A 14,999-nucleotide genomic window follows, 5' to 3' on the forward strand; every position below is an offset into this window, starting at 1 on the left:
GGAACACGCCTCCTGGACGGATCGGCACTCGGTACGGATCGGCAGGAGTGAAGGCTACTGCGCGGTGGGCCCGGCGTGCCGGGCCACCGCTCAGGCCCCGGCGGGAAGCCGGTCGGCGTACTTCTCCTTGATCGCGCGCCAGGCGCTCTCGGCGGCCTTCTGCTCGGCTTCCTTCTTGGAGCGGCCGATGCCGCTGCCGAAGTCCTCGCCGGCCACTCGGGCCGCCGCGGTGAAGGTCTTCTCGTGGTCCGGACCGGACTCCATGACCACGTACTCGGGCACGCCGATGCCCACCGAGGCGGTGAGCTCCTGGAGGCTGGTCTTCCAGTCCAGGCCCGCGCCCAGCTGAGAGGATTCCTCGATCAGCGGGTCGAACAGCCGGTGGACGAACTCGGTGGCCGCGTCCAGTCCCTGGTCCAGGTAGATGGCGCCGATCACGGCCTCGACGGTGTCCGCGAGGATCGATGACTTGTCGCGGCCGCCGGTGCCCTCCTCGCCCTTGCCGAGCCGGATGAACGCGCCGAGCTCCAGGCCACGGCCGACGTCCGCGAGCGCGCGGGAGTTGACCACCGCGGCGCGCAGTTTGGCGAGCGTGCCCTCCGGGACGTCCGGGTGGACGCGGTAGAGGGTGTCGGTCACCACAAGACCCAGCACCGAGTCGCCGAGGAACTCAAGGCGCTCGTTGGTGGGCAGCCCCCCGTTCTCGTACGCGTACGAGCGGTGGGTCAGGGCACGTACCAGAAGGGCGCGCTCAAGTGTGTACCCGAGGCGCCCTTCCAGGACGTCGTATTCGGTCGAAGCCGGCCCACCGGCCTTGCCACCGCCCGAAGAACCCTTCGGGGCGGCGGACGCCTTGCGGGTGGAGTTACCGTCCGACATCGATCCGTGCACCCCGCCGATCAGACCGAGAGGACCTGGCGACGGTTGTACGTGCCGCAGCTCGGGCACGCGATGTGGCCGAGCTTCGGCTCGTGGCAGCGGTCGCACGCCACGAGGGCCGGAACGACAGCCTTCCAGTTGGACCGACGGTGGCGCGTGTTGCTGCGCGACATCTTCCGCTTCGGAACAGCCACGGCTACTTCTCCTGGTTCTCGGCGAGACCCTCACGGGTGTCGCTGGTCTTGATCCCGTCACCCTCGTCGCCGGGGGCGGCGGAGAGTCCCTGCAGAGCCGCCCACCGGGGGTCGGCGGCGTCGTGGTGGTGCGTCGGGTCGTCGCTCAGGCGCGCTCCGCACTCGGAGCACAGGCCCAGGCAGTCTTCCTGACACACCGGCTGCAGCGGCAGTGCGAGCACCACCGCGTCACGCAGCACCGGCTGGAGGTCGAAGAAGTCGCCCTCCAGACGGTAAGTCTCTTCTTCCGAGTCCTCGTCGAGGTCCTCGGTCCCGGCCGTCGCGGCGCGATGGCGCTCGTCCGACTCCGGGTAGTAGTACAGCTCCTGGAAGTCGACGTCGATGTCGAACTCGACGGGCTCCAGGCACCGGACGCACTCGCCCTCGACCTGGGCCTCGGCGGTGCCGGTGACCAGCACGCCCTCGACCACGGACTCCAGGCGGAGCTCCAGCTCGATCGGGCTCTTCTCCGGAACCGCGATCACGTCGATGATCCCGAGGCCCTCGGGGGCCTCCAGGGTCCGGCTCACCTTGCGCATCGAGCCGGGGCGACGGCCGAGCTCGTGCGTGTCAAACACGAGGGGGTCGCGGTGGTCGAGGCGGTTCACAGTGTCCTGACTTCCATAGGAATCAACGAGGAGTCCCCATACGAGTCGGCGTTGCGAGAGGGCAAGCCGACGGCCGGGCATGGGGAGGCCGGAGTGGTCAGACTACCGGAGTCTCCCGTCAGGCCCAACTTCGGTCCCGTCAGGAGACTCCAGCCCCGTCCGCTCAGCGGCCGCCGAGCTCCCGCAACCTGGTCATGTCGATCATGCTGGTGTCGAAGAAGCTGGTCTCGTCCAGGCCCTGGCCCTGGCCCTGCGGCTGCCCCTGCTGCTGGCCCTGCTGCTGGTGCGGCACGGTCGGCGGCGCCGCGGGCGGCTGCGGGTAGGTGTAGCCGTCGTACGACTGCGCCGGGTAGCCCGGCTGCTGCTGGGCATAGCCTCCACCAGCCTCCGGCCGGGGGTGCCCCCATTCGTCCGCCTGCTGGGGCGGGTAGCCGGGCTGCTGCGGGTAGCCGCCCTGCTGCTGGCCCCACTGGGTGTTGTACGGGTCGCCCTGGCCGGCCGGGTCGAAGCCGCCGCCGTACACCTCGGCGTACTGCCCGCCCGGCTGCTGGGCGGCCGGGTACTGGTCGACGCCGGAGCCCTGCCAGGCGGCCGCGGCCGGGGCCTGCTCCGGCCAGGTCTGCTGCTGCGGGACGTCCTCGCGGTACCAGGCGATGTCGGCGCCGTCCGCGTCCTCCGCGAAGCCCGCGGCCACCGCCTCGGCCCGCTCCTTGGCCTGCTGCGCCTCGTCGGCGGCGGCCAGGTAGGCGCCCAGCTCGTCGATCGGCTTCTTGCCGAGCAGCTTGTCCCGGCCCTTGCCGACCGCGTCCAGGGTGGCGCTGAGCACGTTCTCCAGCGTGGCGAGCTTCACATCGACGTACTCGTCGACCTCGGGGCTCGGGCTGATCCGCTGCGGGCGGAACTCCTCGCCGTCGCTCTCGCCGCCGGCCTCGCTCTCGAAGACGCTGGAGTCGCCGCGCAGCTTGGTACGGCCGCGGCCGACCGCGCCGAGCGTCTTGGTCAGCACGACCTCGAAGTTGGCGAGCTTGCTGTCCACGTAGTCGTCGGCCTCGACCCGCTTGGCCTCGACCTCGGCGCGCGCCTCGGCGAGGATCCGGTCGGCCTGGGCCCGGGCCTGGCGGACCACCTCGGTGTCCGAGATCAGCGAGCCGCGCTCGGCGTGCGCGCCCTGGATGATCAGGTCGGCCTCGGCCTGGGCTCCCGCCACCACCTGCTCGTGATCGGCCATCACCGACTGGGCCTGGGCGAGTTCGGCGGGCAGGGCCGACTTGAGGTCATTGAGCAGGCCGATCAGCTCGGCCCGGTTCACCACGCAGGAGGCCGACATCGGCATCGAGCGGGCGTTCTCGACCGCCGCCACGATCTCGTCGACCTTGTTCTGCACGTCCACGGGGCTTCGTCTTTCCGTGTGCCGCCGACGCTCCGGCGGAGGCAGGCCCGACGCGGTGGACCTCACCGCAGGGCAGGAGTACAGACTGTACGGCCACTGCCCTGCGGGTTCCCAACGCCCGAGCCCGACCGGCTTGCCGCCGGCGGGACGATCCATGACGAACCGGCAGAATCGGACAGATCCTGGGCTACTGCGCGGCCTTGCGCTCCGCGATCCGCTCGACCAGTCGGCCGTGCACCGTCTCCGGCAGCAGGTGCGAGACGTCGCCGCCGTACGAGGCGACCTCCTTGACCAGCGTCGAGGACAGGAAGCTGTACGTCGGCGAGGTCGGCACGAACAGCGTCTCCACCCCGCTCAGGCCATGGTTCATCTGGGCCATCTGGAGCTCGTAGTCGAAGTCGCTGACCGCGCGCAGGCCCTTGATGATCGCGGGGATGCCGCGCTCCCGGCAGAAGTCCACCAGCAGGCCGTGGTGCGATTCGACCACCACGTTCCCGAAGTGGGCGGTGACCTCCTCGATCAGGCCGATCCGCTCCTCGACGGTGAACATGCCCTGCTTGTTCCGGTTGATCAGGACCGCGACGTGCACCATGTCGTACAGCTTCGAGGCCCGCTCGATGATGTCGAGGTGGCCGTTGGTGATCGGGTCGAACGAACCGGGACAGACGGCTCGGCGCATGGTGTGTGTGCTCCCTCGTGGGGTGACGGCTGCTGCGGACCGCGGCCCGCTACTCCTGCTCGCCGGCCGCGGCGGCGGCGCGACCGTACCAGAGCGTGCCCTCGCCGTAGCGGCGGGAGCGCAGCTCCTCGAAGCCCTCGGGCCAGCCGAACGCGCCGCCACGGGTGCTGCGCTCCACGGTGACCAGCGCGTCCTCCGTGAGCCAGCCCCCGGCCTGGAGTGTGATCAGCATCTCCCGGACCTCGTCGTCCGTCACCACGTACGGCGGGTCGAGGAAGACCAGGTCGTACGGGCTCTGCGGGGGCGGTCCGGCGATCACCTTCTCCGCCTTGGCGGCCCGCACCTCGGCGCCCGGCAGCCCGATCGTCCGGACGTTCTCCCGGATCACCCGGGCGGCCTGGGCGTCCGCCTCGACCAGCAGGACGTGCTCGGCCCCGCGCGACAGCGCCTCCAGGCCGACCGCGCCCGATCCGCCGAACAGGTCCAGCATCCGGGCCCCGCGCACGGTGCCGTGCAGCGCCTCCAAGGTGGAGAACATCGCCTCACGGGCCTTGTCGGAGGTCGGGCGGGTGCCCCGGCCGGGCGGTACGGCCAGTCGGCGGCCGCCGGCCGCCCCGGCGATCACGCGGGTCATGGTGGTGGGAGGTCCTTTCGTCGCTGCCCGACCACGCTATCCCGCCCCGAGCCGAAGGGGCGCGCCGGTGCCGAAAGGGAGAAGCGAGGGAGCGAGGCACGAGCGAGGGAGCGCCGACCGTCGGCGCCGGGTCAGGAGCGCCCCGGAGGCGAGCGGGCGAGTCACAGGGCGTGGCCCAGCACCGGGCCACGCCCTCGCGGTTCGCTGCTCAGCTCGCCTCGGAACCCGCTCCCTGGCCCGGGACGGCCGCGCCGAGCAGGGCCGGCGAGGCGTAGCGGGACCAGGACAGGCAGCCGTCGGGCGGGCAGAACTCGGGGCGGCGCGGGTCGTGCCCGAGCTCGCGCAGCTTGGTCCGGACGGAGTCGGGCGTGCGGCCGAAGCGGGCGGCGATCCGGGCGATGGTCTCGCCCTCGTGGAAGCGCCGGACCAGCTCCTCCTCGTGCTGCGGCACCCAGGGGGCGCCGTGGCCGGGGTACAGCTCGCGCAGCACGTCGCGGTCGGGGATGGGCTCGGAGACGTCGGCGACGATCGCCAGCGCCCGCAGCGCGCGGTTGAGCGCGATCCGCAGCGAGGCGACGTCCTCGACCGGCAGGCGGAGCTTGCCCGAGGCGAGCGGCGCGGCGGCCGCCCCGTCGCGCCAGCCGGTCAGGGTGAGGGTGACCTCGCGGTCGTCGTCGCTGGCGAGTTCGATCCGGAAGACCTTGTCGCCCAGCGGGAGCTCGTTGAGATGACGGAATGCCATGGCTTGACCCCCAAGTGTCGTGCCAGGTACGCACCTTGGGGGTGCGCCCTGAACACCTTCATTCTCTCGCGGGGGTCTGACAATTCCCGGGCCCGGCGGCGGCGCTCAGCCCTTCTCCATGTAGGCCGCGCGGTCCTCGTCGAGCAGGCTCTCCAGCTCGGTGCGCAGCTCCGGGTGGGCGGCCAGGTCCGGGTCCTCGGCGACCAGCCGGGTGGCCTCGGTGCGGGCGGTGAGGATGACCTCCTCGTCCTCCAGCACCGAGAGCACCTTGAGTGAGGACTTCACCCCGGACTGCGCCTGGCCCAGCACGTCGCCCTCGCGGCGCTGTTCGAGGTCGATCCGGGACAGCTCGAAGCCGTCCAGGGTGCCGGCCACCGCGTCCAGCCGGGCCCGGGCGGGGCTGGCCGCGGGCATGTCGCTGACCAGCAGGCACAGGCCCGGTGCGCTGCCGCGGCCGACCCGGCCGCGCAGCTGGTGGAGCTGGGAGACGCCGAAGCGGTCGGCGTCCATGATGACCATCGCGGTGGAGTTGGGGACGTTGACGCCGACCTCGATCACGGTCGTGGCGACCAGCACGTCCACCTCGCCGGCCGCGAACCGGCGCATCACCTCGTCCTTGGCCTCCGGCGCGAGCCGGCCGTGCAGGATCTCCACCCGCAGGCCGCTCAGCGGGCCCTTCACCAGCTTCTCGGCTGTCTCCACCACCGAGAGGGGGGGCCGCCGTTCGTCGCTCTCGGCGCCGGCGTCCGGGGTGGTGAGGTCCTCGAAGTCCTCCTCGGCCGCCTTGCGCTTCTTCTTGGCGGCCTTCGGGTCGGCGGCCGGCTCCTCGTCCCCGATCCGCGGGCAGACCACGTACGCCTGGTGGCCCTTGGCGACCTCCTCGCGGACCCGCTCCCAGGCCCGGGTGAGGAAGTTGGGCTTCTCCAGCGCCGGGACGACATGGGTGGAGATCGGCGAGCGGCCGGCCGGCAGCTGGTCCAGGACGGAGGTCTCCAGGTCCCCGAAGACGGTCATCGCGACGGTGCGCGGGATCGGGGTGGCGGTCATCACCAGCAGGTGCGGCGGCTGCTCGCCCTTGGCGCGCAGCGCGTCCCGCTGCTCGACGCCGAAGCGGTGCTGCTCGTCCACCACGACCAGGCCGAGGTCCTGGAACTGCACCTTGTCCTCGATCAGCGCGTGGGTGCCGATGGCGATCCCGGCGTCCCCGCAGGCCATGTCGAGCAGCGCCTGGCGGCGGGCGGCGACGCCCATCGAGCCGGTCAGCAGGACGACCCGGGTGCCGAGGTCGGAGCCGCCGAGCATGCCGCCCTCGGCCAAGTCCCCCATCATCTCGACGATCGAGCGGTGGTGCTGCTGGGCGAGCACCTCGGTGGGCGCCAGCAGGACGGCCTGGCCGCCCGCGTCGACCACGGCGAGCATGGCGCGCAGCGCGACCAGCGTCTTGCCGGAGCCGACCTCGCCCTGGAGCAGGCGGTGCATCGGGTGCTCGGTGGCGAGGTCGGCGGCGATCTCGGCGGACACCTTCTGCTGGCCCTCGGTGAGGGTGAACGGCAGCCGGTCGTCGAAGGCGTCCAGCAGGCCGCCCTCGCGGGCCTTGCGCGGCTTGGCGGGCAGCGCGGAGTCGGCGGCCCGGCGCTGGGCCAGGGCGACCTGGAGCACGAAGGCCTCGTCCCAGCGCAGCCGGCTCTGGGCGCGCTCGCGGTCGGCCTGGCTGCGCGGGCGGTGGATCAGCTCCAGGGCCTCGGGCAGCGGGATCAGGTCGTGCCGCTCGCGCAGTTCGGCGGGCAGCGGTTCGCCGACGTCGCCGAGGTGCTTGGTGAGCGCGGTCTCGATGCAGATCGACAGCTTCCAGCTGGGCATCTGCGCGCTGGCGCCGTACACCGGGATGAGCCGGCCGGCGAACTGCCGGGCCGCGTCGGACCCGGCGTCCTCGTCGAGCAGCTGGTAGTCCGGCGAGACCAGCTGGCGGGTGCGGTTGAAGACCCCGACCTTGCCGGCGAACAGGCCCTGGGCGCCGGCCCGGAGCTCCTTCTGCCGCCAACCCTGGTTGAAGAAGACCAGCGAGAGCCGGCTGCGGCCGTCGGTGACGACGACCTCCAGCCGGTCGCCCTTGCGGCCGCGGAACGGGATCAGGGTGACCTTCTCGATCCGGGCCAGCACGGTGACGTGCTCGTCGATCTCCAGCTCGTCCAGGCTGGTGAGCTGGCCGCGTTCGACGTAGCGGCGCGGGTAGTGGTGCAGCAGGTCCCCGACCGTGCGCAGCTTGAGGCTGTCGGCGAGCACCTTCGCGGTGCGGTCGCCGACGAGCTTGGTCAGTGGTTCATCGAGAGCGCCCATCAGGCCCCTGTTTACACCAAGGCACCGACATGAGGAGGCTGCTACTCGCCCGCTCGCCTCCGGGGGGCTACTCCACCCCGATGAGCAGCGGCGCCGGTTCCTGGCCGCCGTGGAAGACCACCGCGTCCACCTCGGGCCGCCGGTGCCGGACGTGGGCGACCAGCCGTTCGGCGAGTGCCGCGTCGGTGCCGCCGCCGAGGATCAGGGTGACGAGTTCGCCGCCGGCGCCGAGCATCCGGTCCAGCACGCTCTCGCCGACCTCGGTCAGCCCGGCGCCGATCACCGCGACGTCGCCGTCGATCAGCCCGAGCACGTCCCCGGCCTGGCAGACCCCGGCCATCGTCCAGGACTCCCCCTCGGCGACGGCCAGTTCGGCGTACCGGGTGGCCCCGGCGGCGGAGGTCATGGCGACCACGTCCTCGTCGAAGCGGCGGCCGCCCTCGTGCACCGCGAGCGCCGCCAGCCCCTGTACCGGGGAGCGGGTGGGCAGGACGGCGATCCGTATCCCCTCCTCGCGCAGCTGGTCGGCGGCGGCACCGGCGGCGGCGCGCAGCTCGGGGTCGTTGAGCAGCAGGACGACCTCGCGGGCGGCCGAGCGGCGCACCGCGGCGGCGAGTTCGGCGCTGGCCGGCGGGCGGTCCGGGTCGGCGTGCAGGACGACGGCGCCGGCCTGCTCGCAGAGTTCGGCCAGGCCGTCGCCGGAGACCACCGAGAGCACCGCGCGGGCCCGTTCCTCGCGCTCGCCGCGTTCGGCGACGGCGGTGCCGGCCCGGGCGGCGGCCTCGGCGAAGTGGGTGATCCGGATCTGGTGCGGGCGCCCGGCCTCGACCCCGGCCTCCACGGCGGCGCCCGCGTCGTCCACGTGGACGTGCACGTTCCACAGGCCGTCGCCGCCGCCGATCACCAGCGAGTCGCCGAGGGCGCCGAGCCGGACGCGCAGCGCGGGCAGCGCCTCGTCGGGGGCGTCCAGCAGGTAGATGACCTCGAAGGCGGGGTGGCCGGGGCCGGCCGGCCTCAGGTGGATCTCGCAGCTCTCGGCGGCCCGGACGTCCCCGCGCAGCGCGACCGGCCCCATCGGCTGCTGTCCGGCGACGGCGTCGGCGAGCGCGCCGAGGACGGCCACCAGGCCGCGCCCGCCGGCGTCCACCACTCCGTTCTCGGCGAGTACGGCGAGCTGCTCGGGGGTGTGCCGCAGCGCGTCCCTGGCGGCCCGGTAGGCGGTGTCGGCGACCTGGGCGAGCCCGTCCCCGGCCCGGACGGCCTCCCGGGCGGCGACCCGGGCGACGGTCAGCAGGGTGCCCTCGACGGGTTCCGCGACGGCCTGGTAGGCGGAGTCGGCGGCCCGTTGCAGGGCGGCCCGCAGCTGTTCGGCGCCGCCGCCCTCGGCGAGCGTCTCGGCGGTGCCGCGCAGCCACTGGGCGAGGATCACCCCGGAGTTGCCGCGGGCGCCGACCAGCGCGCCGCGGGCCATCGCCCGGACGGTGTCGGCCAGCCCGGGGGCCGGGTCGACGGCGGGGTCGGCGAAGCGGCTCTCCACCTCGGCGGCGGCGGACTCGACGGTCAGGTAGAGGTTGGTGCCGGTGTCGCCGTCCGGGACGGGATAGACGTTGAGCGCGTCGATCTCCTCGCGGGCCTGGCCGAGCGCGCGCAGGGCGAGCTGGCACCAGGTGCGCACGGCCGGGGCGTCGAGCGTGTGCAGCACCAGGTCTCCTCCGGATGGGACGCCGATGTGACCCGAAGGTGAACGGCGAGGGGTGATACCCGGCAGATTATCGGGGGCCGGGGAGGGTCGGCCGGACCGGCGACCGGAGCGATCACTCAGCCGGTCATGGTAGTTTCGTGGGACGGAAGCAAGCGTTGTATGCTCTTCCGGTTGCCTGGAACCGTCCAGGCTCACCCCCTTGTCCGGTCTGGTTCACGCGAGTGTTCTGGTGGCTGAGTGGGGTTTTCGAAAGTATCTGATCTGAAGTCTTGGAGTGACTCCTGTGGCTGCCAACTGCGACGTCTGCGGCAAGGGGCCGGGCTTCGGCAACAGCATCTCCCACTCTCACCGCCGTACCCCCCGTCGTTGGAACCCCAACATTCAGACGGTGCGCGCTGTGATTGGGCGGACGCCGAAGCGGCTCAACGTCTGCACCTCGTGCATCAAGGCCGGTAAGGTCTCGCGCTGACGCGCAGACCGGCATGCCGGTCCTCCAGTGAGCCGGTTCCATCCTCGGATGGGCCGGCTTCGCTGTTTTCGTGGCCGGCCGTGCCGTTTTCCGGACTCACCAGTGGTGGGCGGGTTCCCCGAGGGGGCCCGCCCACCACTGTTTTCCGGGGTGTGTCAGCGCCAGCGCCAGGCGTGGTCGACCGGCCCGATCCCGGCGCCCAGGGCGAAGCCCCCGGCGATCGCGCCGGTGATGTACTCCTTGGCCGAGGCCACCGCCGAGGGCAGCGGTTCACCCTTGGCCAGGCCGGCCGCGATGGCGCTGGCCAGGGTGCAGCCGGTGCCGTGGGTGTGCCGGTTGTCGTAGCGCGGTGCCCGGAACCAGTGCACCTCGTCCGGTCCGCCGTACAGCAGGTCGGCGGCCTCGCCGGGCAGGTGGCCGCCCTTGACCAGCGCCCAGCGCGGCCCGAGGTCGACCAGCGCCTTGGCGGCGTCCAGCATCTGTGACTCGTCCTCGACGGTCAGCCCGGTGAGCTGGGTCACCTCGTGGAGGTTGGGGGTGGCCAGGGTGGCGACCGGCAGCAGCTTCTCCCGGACGGTGGCGACGGCCTCGGCGACCAGCAGCGCGTCCCCGTGCTTGGAGACGCCGACCGGGTCGACCACCACCGGGGCGTCCACCCCGGCGAGCAGCTCGGAGACGGTCTCGACCAGTTCGACCGAGGCGAGCATGCCGGTCTTCACGGCCTGCACCCCGATGTCGTCCACCACGCTGCGGAACTGCGCCCGGACGGCTTCGGCGGGCAGTTCCCAGTAGCCCTGGACGCCGAGCGAGTTCTGCGCGGTGACGGCGGTGATCACGCTCATGCCGTGCACGCCGAGGGCGAGCATCGCCTTGAGGTCGGCCTGGATGCCGGCGCCGCCGCCGGAGTCGGAGCCGGCGACGGTGAGCACGCGGGGAGGTGCGGTGGAGGACATGCCCCCAACCTACCGGCGCCGGTTCACAGCACCGCCTCGGACTCCGTCCAGCGGTTCTCGGGCACCGTCTTCAGCCGGGTCACCGCGTCGCCGATCGGCAGCAGTTCGATGCGGGTGCGGCGCAGCGCGGTGAAGTGGCCGAACGCCCCCTGGTGGACGGCCTCCACCGCGTGCCAGCCGAACCGGGTGGCGAGCACCCGGTCGTAGGCGGTCGGGGTGCCACCGCGCTGGACGTGGCCGAGGATGACCGGGCGGGCCTCCTTGCCGAGCAGGTTCTCCAGCTCGTGGGCGAGCCGGTTGCCGATCCCGCCGAAGGTCCGGTGGCCGTACTGGTCGACCTCGCCGTGGTCGAAGCGCATGGTGCCGGGCACCGGGGCGGCGCCCTCGGCGACGGCGATGATGGCGAACTTCTTGCCGCGCGCGAAGCGGTCCTCGATTATCCGGGCCACCGCCTCGATCTCGAAGGGCTTCTCCGGGATGAGGATGCCGTGGGCGCCGCCGGCCATGCCCGCGGTGAGGGTGATCCAGCCGGTGTGCCGGCCCATCAACTCGACCACCAGGACGCGCTGGTGGGACTCGGCGGTGGTCTTCAGCCGGTCGATCGCCTCGGTGGCGACGTGCACCGCGGTGTCGAAGCCGAAGGTCATGTCGGTGGCGTCGATGTCGTTGTCGATGGTCTTCGGCACCCCGACCACGGGCAGTCCGGCGTCGCTGAACAGTTTGGCGGCGGTCAGTGTGCCCTCGCCGCCGATCGCGATCAGCGCGTCGATGCCGATCTCCCGGGCGAGGGTCTTGGCGTTCTCCACCGCCCAGGCGATCCGGTCGCGGCGCACCCGGGCCGAGCCGAGGATGGTGCCGCCGAGGGTGAGCAGGCCGGTCACGTCGTCGTGCGAGACCGTCCGGGTGCGGCCCTCGATCAGGCCGAGGAAGCCGTCCTGGATGCCGACGATTTCGTCGCCGTGGACGTCGGTGCCCCGGTGGACCACCGAGCGGATCACCGCGTTGAGGCCGGGGCAGTCGCCGCCGCTGGTCAGGACACCGATGCGCATGTGTGGTGTGCTCCCACTCGCCGTGGTCGGGACCGCCCGCGCCGGACGGGCGGGCGGGCGGGGATGCGGCAAGCGTACGCAAAACGCACCCGCGAAGCCCGTCCCCGCCCGCCCGGAGCGTCATGTGCCGCGCGGCGCGGGCTACTCGGCGAAGTGGTCCCAGCCGCCGACCCGGTCCCAGGGCGCGCCGTCCACCGTGACCCGGCCGCTGCGGCTGCCCGTCGGGCGGCCGGTCACCTCGCCCACCACCCGCCAGCGGGCCGGGAGTTGGACCCCGCGCGGGAAGGTGGCCACGATCGCGTGGTCCTCGCCGCCGGCCAGCACCCAGACCAGCGGGTCCACCCCGACCGCCTGGCCGATGTCGGCCATCTGCGCCGGGACGTCGAAGTCGGCGGCCTTCAGGTCGATGTCCACCGCGCTGGCCCGCGCCACGTGGCCGAGGTCGGCGACCAGTCCGTCGCTCACGTCGATCATCGAGGTCGCGCCCAACTCGGCCGCCGCGGGGCCCGCGTGGTATGGCGGCTCGGGCCGGCGGTGCGCCTCGACGAAGGCGCGCGGGGAGCGGAAGCCGCGCTGGAGGACGGTCAGTCCGGCGGCCGACCAGCCGAGCCAGCCGGTCACCGCGACCACGTCGCCGACCTGCGCTCCGGCGCGGGTCACCGCCGCGCGCCCCTGGAGGTCCCCGAGCGCCGTGATGGCCAGCGTGACGGTGTCCCCGCGCACCACGTCGCCGCCGACCACCGTCGCCCCGGCGACCTGGCACTCGTCGCGCAGCCCGTCCATCAGCTCGGTGGCCCAGGTGGTCGGCAGGTCGGCGGGGGCGACCAGGCCGAGCAGGATCGCCGTCGGCACCGCCCCCATCGCGGCCACGTCGGCGAGGTTCTGGGCGGCGGCCTTGCGGCCCACGTCGTAGGCGGTGGACCAGTCCCGGCGGAAGTGCCGGTTCTCGATCAGGACGTCGGTGGTCGCCACCACCCGGCCGTCCGGAGCCCGTACCACCGCGGCGTCGTCCCCCGGGCCGAGGTCGACCGCATCGGTGAGCGGTACCCGGGCGGTCAGCTCCCTGATGAGGCCGAACTCGCCGAGCTCGCCCACGGTCCCCTGCATCTGCCGTCCTCTCGCGTTTCCATCCGATTCGGTCCCCGTCGCGCTCCCCCGCGCGCAGCGTACGCCCTTCGGGGGGCTCGGGGTCTCCCCCGCCCGGCCCGCCGCACGGTAGCGTGGTGATCAGACTGCCGTTTGAGCCCATGTCCCACCCCGACGCCTGACCGGGCGATCACGGCGGCGATCCCCCCAAACCGGCTGCCGGGAGGTCCCCGTGGTACAGGCCTACATCCTGATCCAGACCGAGGTCGGAAAGGCCACCTCCGTGGCCCGGACCATCGCCGAGATCCCCGGTGTGCTCACCGCCGAGGACGTCACCGGCCCCTACGACGTGATCGTCAAGGCCGAGGCCGAGACGGTCGACGAGCTGGGCCGCATGGTGGTGGCCCGGGTCCAGAAGGTGGAGGGCATCACCCGCACCCTCACCTGTCCCGTCGTCCACCTGTAGGCCCCGTTACCATCGGCGGGTGGCCAGAGAACTACGCGTCCCCAAGGCACTGACCGCCCTGCCGGCCCCGGTTCGCTGGCTGGCCCTGCCGGTCGCCCTGACCTGCGCGATCGTGGTGCTGGTCGGCAGCTGGGGCCCGGCCGAGCCGGAGGTCGAGGCGCCGCGGCCCGGCGGCAAGGCGGCCGCCTACTGCCGGTCGCTGGTCGCCGCGCTGCCCGCCGAACTGCTCGGGCACGCCCGCAAGGACCCGTCGCCCGCCTCGCCGTACGTGGCCGCCTGGGGCTCTTCGCCCCGGACGGTGCTGCGGTGCGGCATCGACCGGCCCGAGGAACTGGACGGCGAGCACGCCAAGGACCTCTCGCCGACGGTCGACGACCTCACCTGGTGGTCGCAGAAGCTGGACGACGGAAGCTACCGCTTCGTCGCCACCATGCGCGCCGCCTACGTCGAGGTGCTCTCGCCGCCCGGCGTCTACGGCAGTCCACTGGACCCGGCCGCCGCGCTCACCCCGCTGGTGAAGGCCAACGTCCCCGGCTGAGCGGGACGTACGGAGGGCGGGTCGGGAAGCCCCGGCCCGCCCTCCGCGCGCACGAACCGCTAGCGCAGCCCGGTGGAGCGCCGCAGCGCCGCCGCCAGCAGCCGGTCGATCAGCTCCGGGTACGGGACCCCGCTGGCCTCCCACATCTTCGGGTAGGCCGAGATGGGGGTGAAGCCGGGCATGGTGTTGATCTCGTTGATCATCCAGGTGCCGTCCTCCAGCAGGAAGAAGTCCACCCGGGCCAGGCCCTCGCAGCCGAGCGCCTCGAAGGCCTCGACCGCCTGGCGCCGGATCTCGGCGAGCTCCCCGTCGGTGAGCTTCGCCGGGATCTGCACGTCCGAGGAGTCGATGTACTTGGCCTCGAAGTCGTAGAAGTCGTAGCCGTCGCCGACCAGCACCTCGCCGGCCACGCTGGCCCGCGGACCGTCCTCGAACTCCAGCACGCCGCACTCGATCTCGCGGCCGGTCACGCCCGCCTCGATGATCAGCTTGGGGTCGTGCCGACGGGCCTCCTCGATCGCGGCGTCGAGGTCGGCCAGGTCCTTGACCTTGGTGATGCCGATGCTGGAGCCGGCCCGGCAGGGCTTCACGAACAGCGGCAGGCCCAGCTCGGCGGCCCGCTCGCGCACCGCCGCGCGGCCCGCCTCGGACTGCCACTCGCGCGGCCGCACGATGGTGTAGCGGCCGACCTCCAGGCCGTGCGAGGCCAGGATCCGCTTGGCGAACTCCTTGTCCATGCCGGCCGCGCTGGCCAGCACGCCGTTGCCGACGTACGGGACACCGGAGAGCTCCAGCAGCCCCTGGAGGGTGCCGTCCTCACCCCACGGGCCGTGCAGCAGCGGGAACACCACGTCGACCTCGCCGAGCGCCTTGGGGGCGCTGCCCGGCGCGCTCAGCACCACCTCGCGGCTGTCCGGGGAGGTGGGCAGCGCGACCTGGCCCTCGACGCCCTCGGCGACGTGCGCCACGTCCGGCAGCTTGCCGTCGGTGATGGCCATCCGGGCCGGCTCGTCGCTGGTCAGCGCCCAGCGGCCCTCGTGCGTGATGCCGATCGGCAGCACGTCGTACTTGTCGCGGTCGATCGACCTGAGCACACTGCCCGCGGTGGTGACCGAGATGGCGTGCTCGGAGCTGCGCCCGCCGAAGACCAGCGCGACGCGCGGCTTCCGGTCGGGCCGGTTCGGGGAGGACTGTTCGATGCTCATATCGGGTTTGAGACTACCGTGCGAGGCCC

At 72.8% G+C, this 14,999-nt stretch carries 16 protein-coding genes; 3 read left to right on the forward strand and 13 right to left on the reverse strand.

Features of this window, described 5'->3' with window-relative positions; translation table 11 throughout:
• Positions 1–90 precede the first annotated feature (90 nt).
• The 9 genes from rnc to QWJ13_RS20000 all read right to left on the reverse strand — a co-directional run bounded on the left by rnc (position 91) and on the right by QWJ13_RS20000 (position 9,204).
• On the reverse strand, positions 91–879 hold the full coding sequence (rnc, locus tag QWJ13_RS19960; RefSeq protein ID WP_316526098.1) for a ribonuclease III: 789 nt from the start codon (positions 877–879) through the stop codon (positions 91–93).
• 20 nt (positions 880–899) lie between these two features.
• A complete protein-coding gene (gene rpmF / locus QWJ13_RS19965; protein ID WP_030056747.1) occupies positions 900–1,073 on the reverse strand; it encodes a 50S ribosomal protein L32 in 174 nt (57 codons plus the stop codon).
• A gap of 2 nt (positions 1,074–1,075) precedes the next feature.
• Positions 1,076–1,720, reverse strand: a complete 645-nt coding sequence (locus QWJ13_RS19970) for a YceD family protein (protein ID WP_316526100.1) — start codon at positions 1,718–1,720, stop codon at positions 1,076–1,078.
• Between the two features lie 163 nt (positions 1,721–1,883).
• Positions 1,884–3,110 (reverse strand): F0F1 ATP synthase subunit B, encoded by a 1,227-nt coding sequence (locus QWJ13_RS19975; protein WP_316526101.1) that lies wholly within the window; start codon positions 3,108–3,110, stop codon positions 1,884–1,886.
• Between the two features lie 187 nt (positions 3,111–3,297).
• The gene (coaD, locus tag QWJ13_RS19980; protein ID WP_316526102.1) at positions 3,298–3,789 is read right to left on the reverse strand and encodes a pantetheine-phosphate adenylyltransferase; all 492 of its coding nucleotides are present in this window, start codon (positions 3,787–3,789) and stop codon (positions 3,298–3,300) included.
• 49 nt (positions 3,790–3,838) lie between these two features.
• Positions 3,839–4,423, reverse strand: a complete 585-nt coding sequence (rsmD, locus tag QWJ13_RS19985; RefSeq protein ID WP_316526103.1) for a 16S rRNA (guanine(966)-N(2))-methyltransferase RsmD — start codon at positions 4,421–4,423, stop codon at positions 3,839–3,841.
• 208 nt (positions 4,424–4,631) lie between these two features.
• Positions 4,632–5,165 carry a hypothetical protein gene (locus tag QWJ13_RS19990; protein WP_316526104.1) on the reverse strand — a complete coding sequence of 178 codons (534 nt, stop codon included), beginning with the start codon at positions 5,163–5,165 and terminating at the stop codon, positions 4,632–4,634.
• A 105-nt stretch (positions 5,166–5,270) separates the two neighbouring features.
• Positions 5,271–7,502 (reverse strand): ATP-dependent DNA helicase RecG, encoded by a 2,232-nt coding sequence (gene recG, locus QWJ13_RS19995; protein WP_316526105.1) that lies wholly within the window; start codon positions 7,500–7,502, stop codon positions 5,271–5,273.
• A gap of 67 nt (positions 7,503–7,569) precedes the next feature.
• A complete protein-coding gene (locus QWJ13_RS20000) occupies positions 7,570–9,204 on the reverse strand; it encodes a DAK2 domain-containing protein (protein ID WP_316526106.1) in 1,635 nt (544 codons plus the stop codon).
• Between the two features lie 283 nt (positions 9,205–9,487).
• On the opposite strand from QWJ13_RS20000, the gene rpmB reads away from it, so the two are divergent.
• Entirely contained in the window at positions 9,488–9,673 is a 186-nt protein-coding gene (gene rpmB / locus QWJ13_RS20005) for a 50S ribosomal protein L28 (protein ID WP_014138233.1), read from the forward strand.
• 155 nt (positions 9,674–9,828) lie between these two features.
• Here the strand turns inward: rpmB and thiD are convergent, their stop codons facing one another.
• The 3 genes from thiD to QWJ13_RS20020 all read right to left on the reverse strand — a co-directional run bounded on the left by thiD (position 9,829) and on the right by QWJ13_RS20020 (position 12,782).
• Positions 9,829–10,626, reverse strand: a complete 798-nt coding sequence (gene thiD / locus QWJ13_RS20010; protein ID WP_316526111.1) for a bifunctional hydroxymethylpyrimidine kinase/phosphomethylpyrimidine kinase — start codon at positions 10,624–10,626, stop codon at positions 9,829–9,831.
• Between the two features lie 23 nt (positions 10,627–10,649).
• Positions 10,650–11,675, reverse strand: a complete 1,026-nt coding sequence (locus QWJ13_RS20015; protein ID WP_316526114.1) for an ATP-dependent 6-phosphofructokinase — start codon at positions 11,673–11,675, stop codon at positions 10,650–10,652.
• Positions 11,676–11,816: 141 nt separating this feature from the next.
• The gene (locus QWJ13_RS20020; protein WP_316526115.1) at positions 11,817–12,782 is read right to left on the reverse strand and encodes a thiamine-phosphate kinase; all 966 of its coding nucleotides are present in this window, start codon (positions 12,780–12,782) and stop codon (positions 11,817–11,819) included.
• A gap of 211 nt (positions 12,783–12,993) precedes the next feature.
• Here QWJ13_RS20020 and QWJ13_RS20025 point away from each other — a divergent pair, with 211 nt between their 5' ends.
• Complete coding sequence (locus QWJ13_RS20025) at positions 12,994–13,227, forward strand: Lrp/AsnC family transcriptional regulator (RefSeq protein ID WP_316526116.1); 234 nt, start codon at positions 12,994–12,996, stop codon at positions 13,225–13,227.
• Between the two features lie 19 nt (positions 13,228–13,246).
• Positions 13,247–13,765 carry a DUF3515 domain-containing protein gene (locus tag QWJ13_RS20030; protein ID WP_316526117.1) on the forward strand — a complete coding sequence of 173 codons (519 nt, stop codon included), beginning with the start codon at positions 13,247–13,249 and terminating at the stop codon, positions 13,763–13,765.
• A 59-nt stretch (positions 13,766–13,824) separates the two neighbouring features.
• Here the strand turns inward: QWJ13_RS20030 and QWJ13_RS20035 are convergent, their stop codons facing one another.
• On the reverse strand, positions 13,825–14,970 hold the full coding sequence (locus QWJ13_RS20035) for a D-alanine--D-alanine ligase family protein (protein ID WP_316526119.1): 1,146 nt from the start codon (positions 14,968–14,970) through the stop codon (positions 13,825–13,827).
• Positions 14,971–14,999 lie beyond the last annotated feature (29 nt).

It is taken from the genome of Kitasatospora brasiliensis, assembly GCF_032654805.1.
GTDB lineage: Bacteria > Actinomycetota > Actinomycetes > Streptomycetales > Streptomycetaceae > Kitasatospora > Kitasatospora brasiliensis.

Bases quoted from the DNA above. Each gene is read 5' to 3' on its own strand.
- rnc (WP_316526098.1), bottom strand. From the start codon at position 879: ATGTCGGACGGTAACTCCACCCGCAAGGCGTCCGCCGCCCCGAAGGGT.
- thiD (WP_316526111.1), bottom strand. From the start codon at position 10,626: ATGTCCTCCACCGCACCTCCCCGCGTGCTCACCGTCGCCGGCTCCGAC.
- coaD (WP_316526102.1), bottom strand. From the start codon at position 3,789: ATGCGCCGAGCCGTCTGTCCCGGTTCGTTCGACCCGATCACCAACGGC.
- rsmD (WP_316526103.1), bottom strand. From the start codon at position 4,423: ATGACCCGCGTGATCGCCGGGGCGGCCGGCGGCCGCCGACTGGCCGTA.
- recG (WP_316526105.1), bottom strand. From the start codon at position 7,502: ATGGGCGCTCTCGATGAACCACTGACCAAGCTCGTCGGCGACCGCACC.
- QWJ13_RS20035 (WP_316526119.1), bottom strand. From the start codon at position 14,970: ATGAGCATCGAACAGTCCTCCCCGAACCGGCCCGACCGGAAGCCGCGC.
- QWJ13_RS20020 (WP_316526115.1), bottom strand. From the start codon at position 12,782: ATGCAGGGGACCGTGGGCGAGCTCGGCGAGTTCGGCCTCATCAGGGAG.
- QWJ13_RS19990 (WP_316526104.1), bottom strand. From the start codon at position 5,165: ATGGCATTCCGTCATCTCAACGAGCTCCCGCTGGGCGACAAGGTCTTC.
- QWJ13_RS20015 (WP_316526114.1), bottom strand. From the start codon at position 11,675: ATGCGCATCGGTGTCCTGACCAGCGGCGGCGACTGCCCCGGCCTCAAC.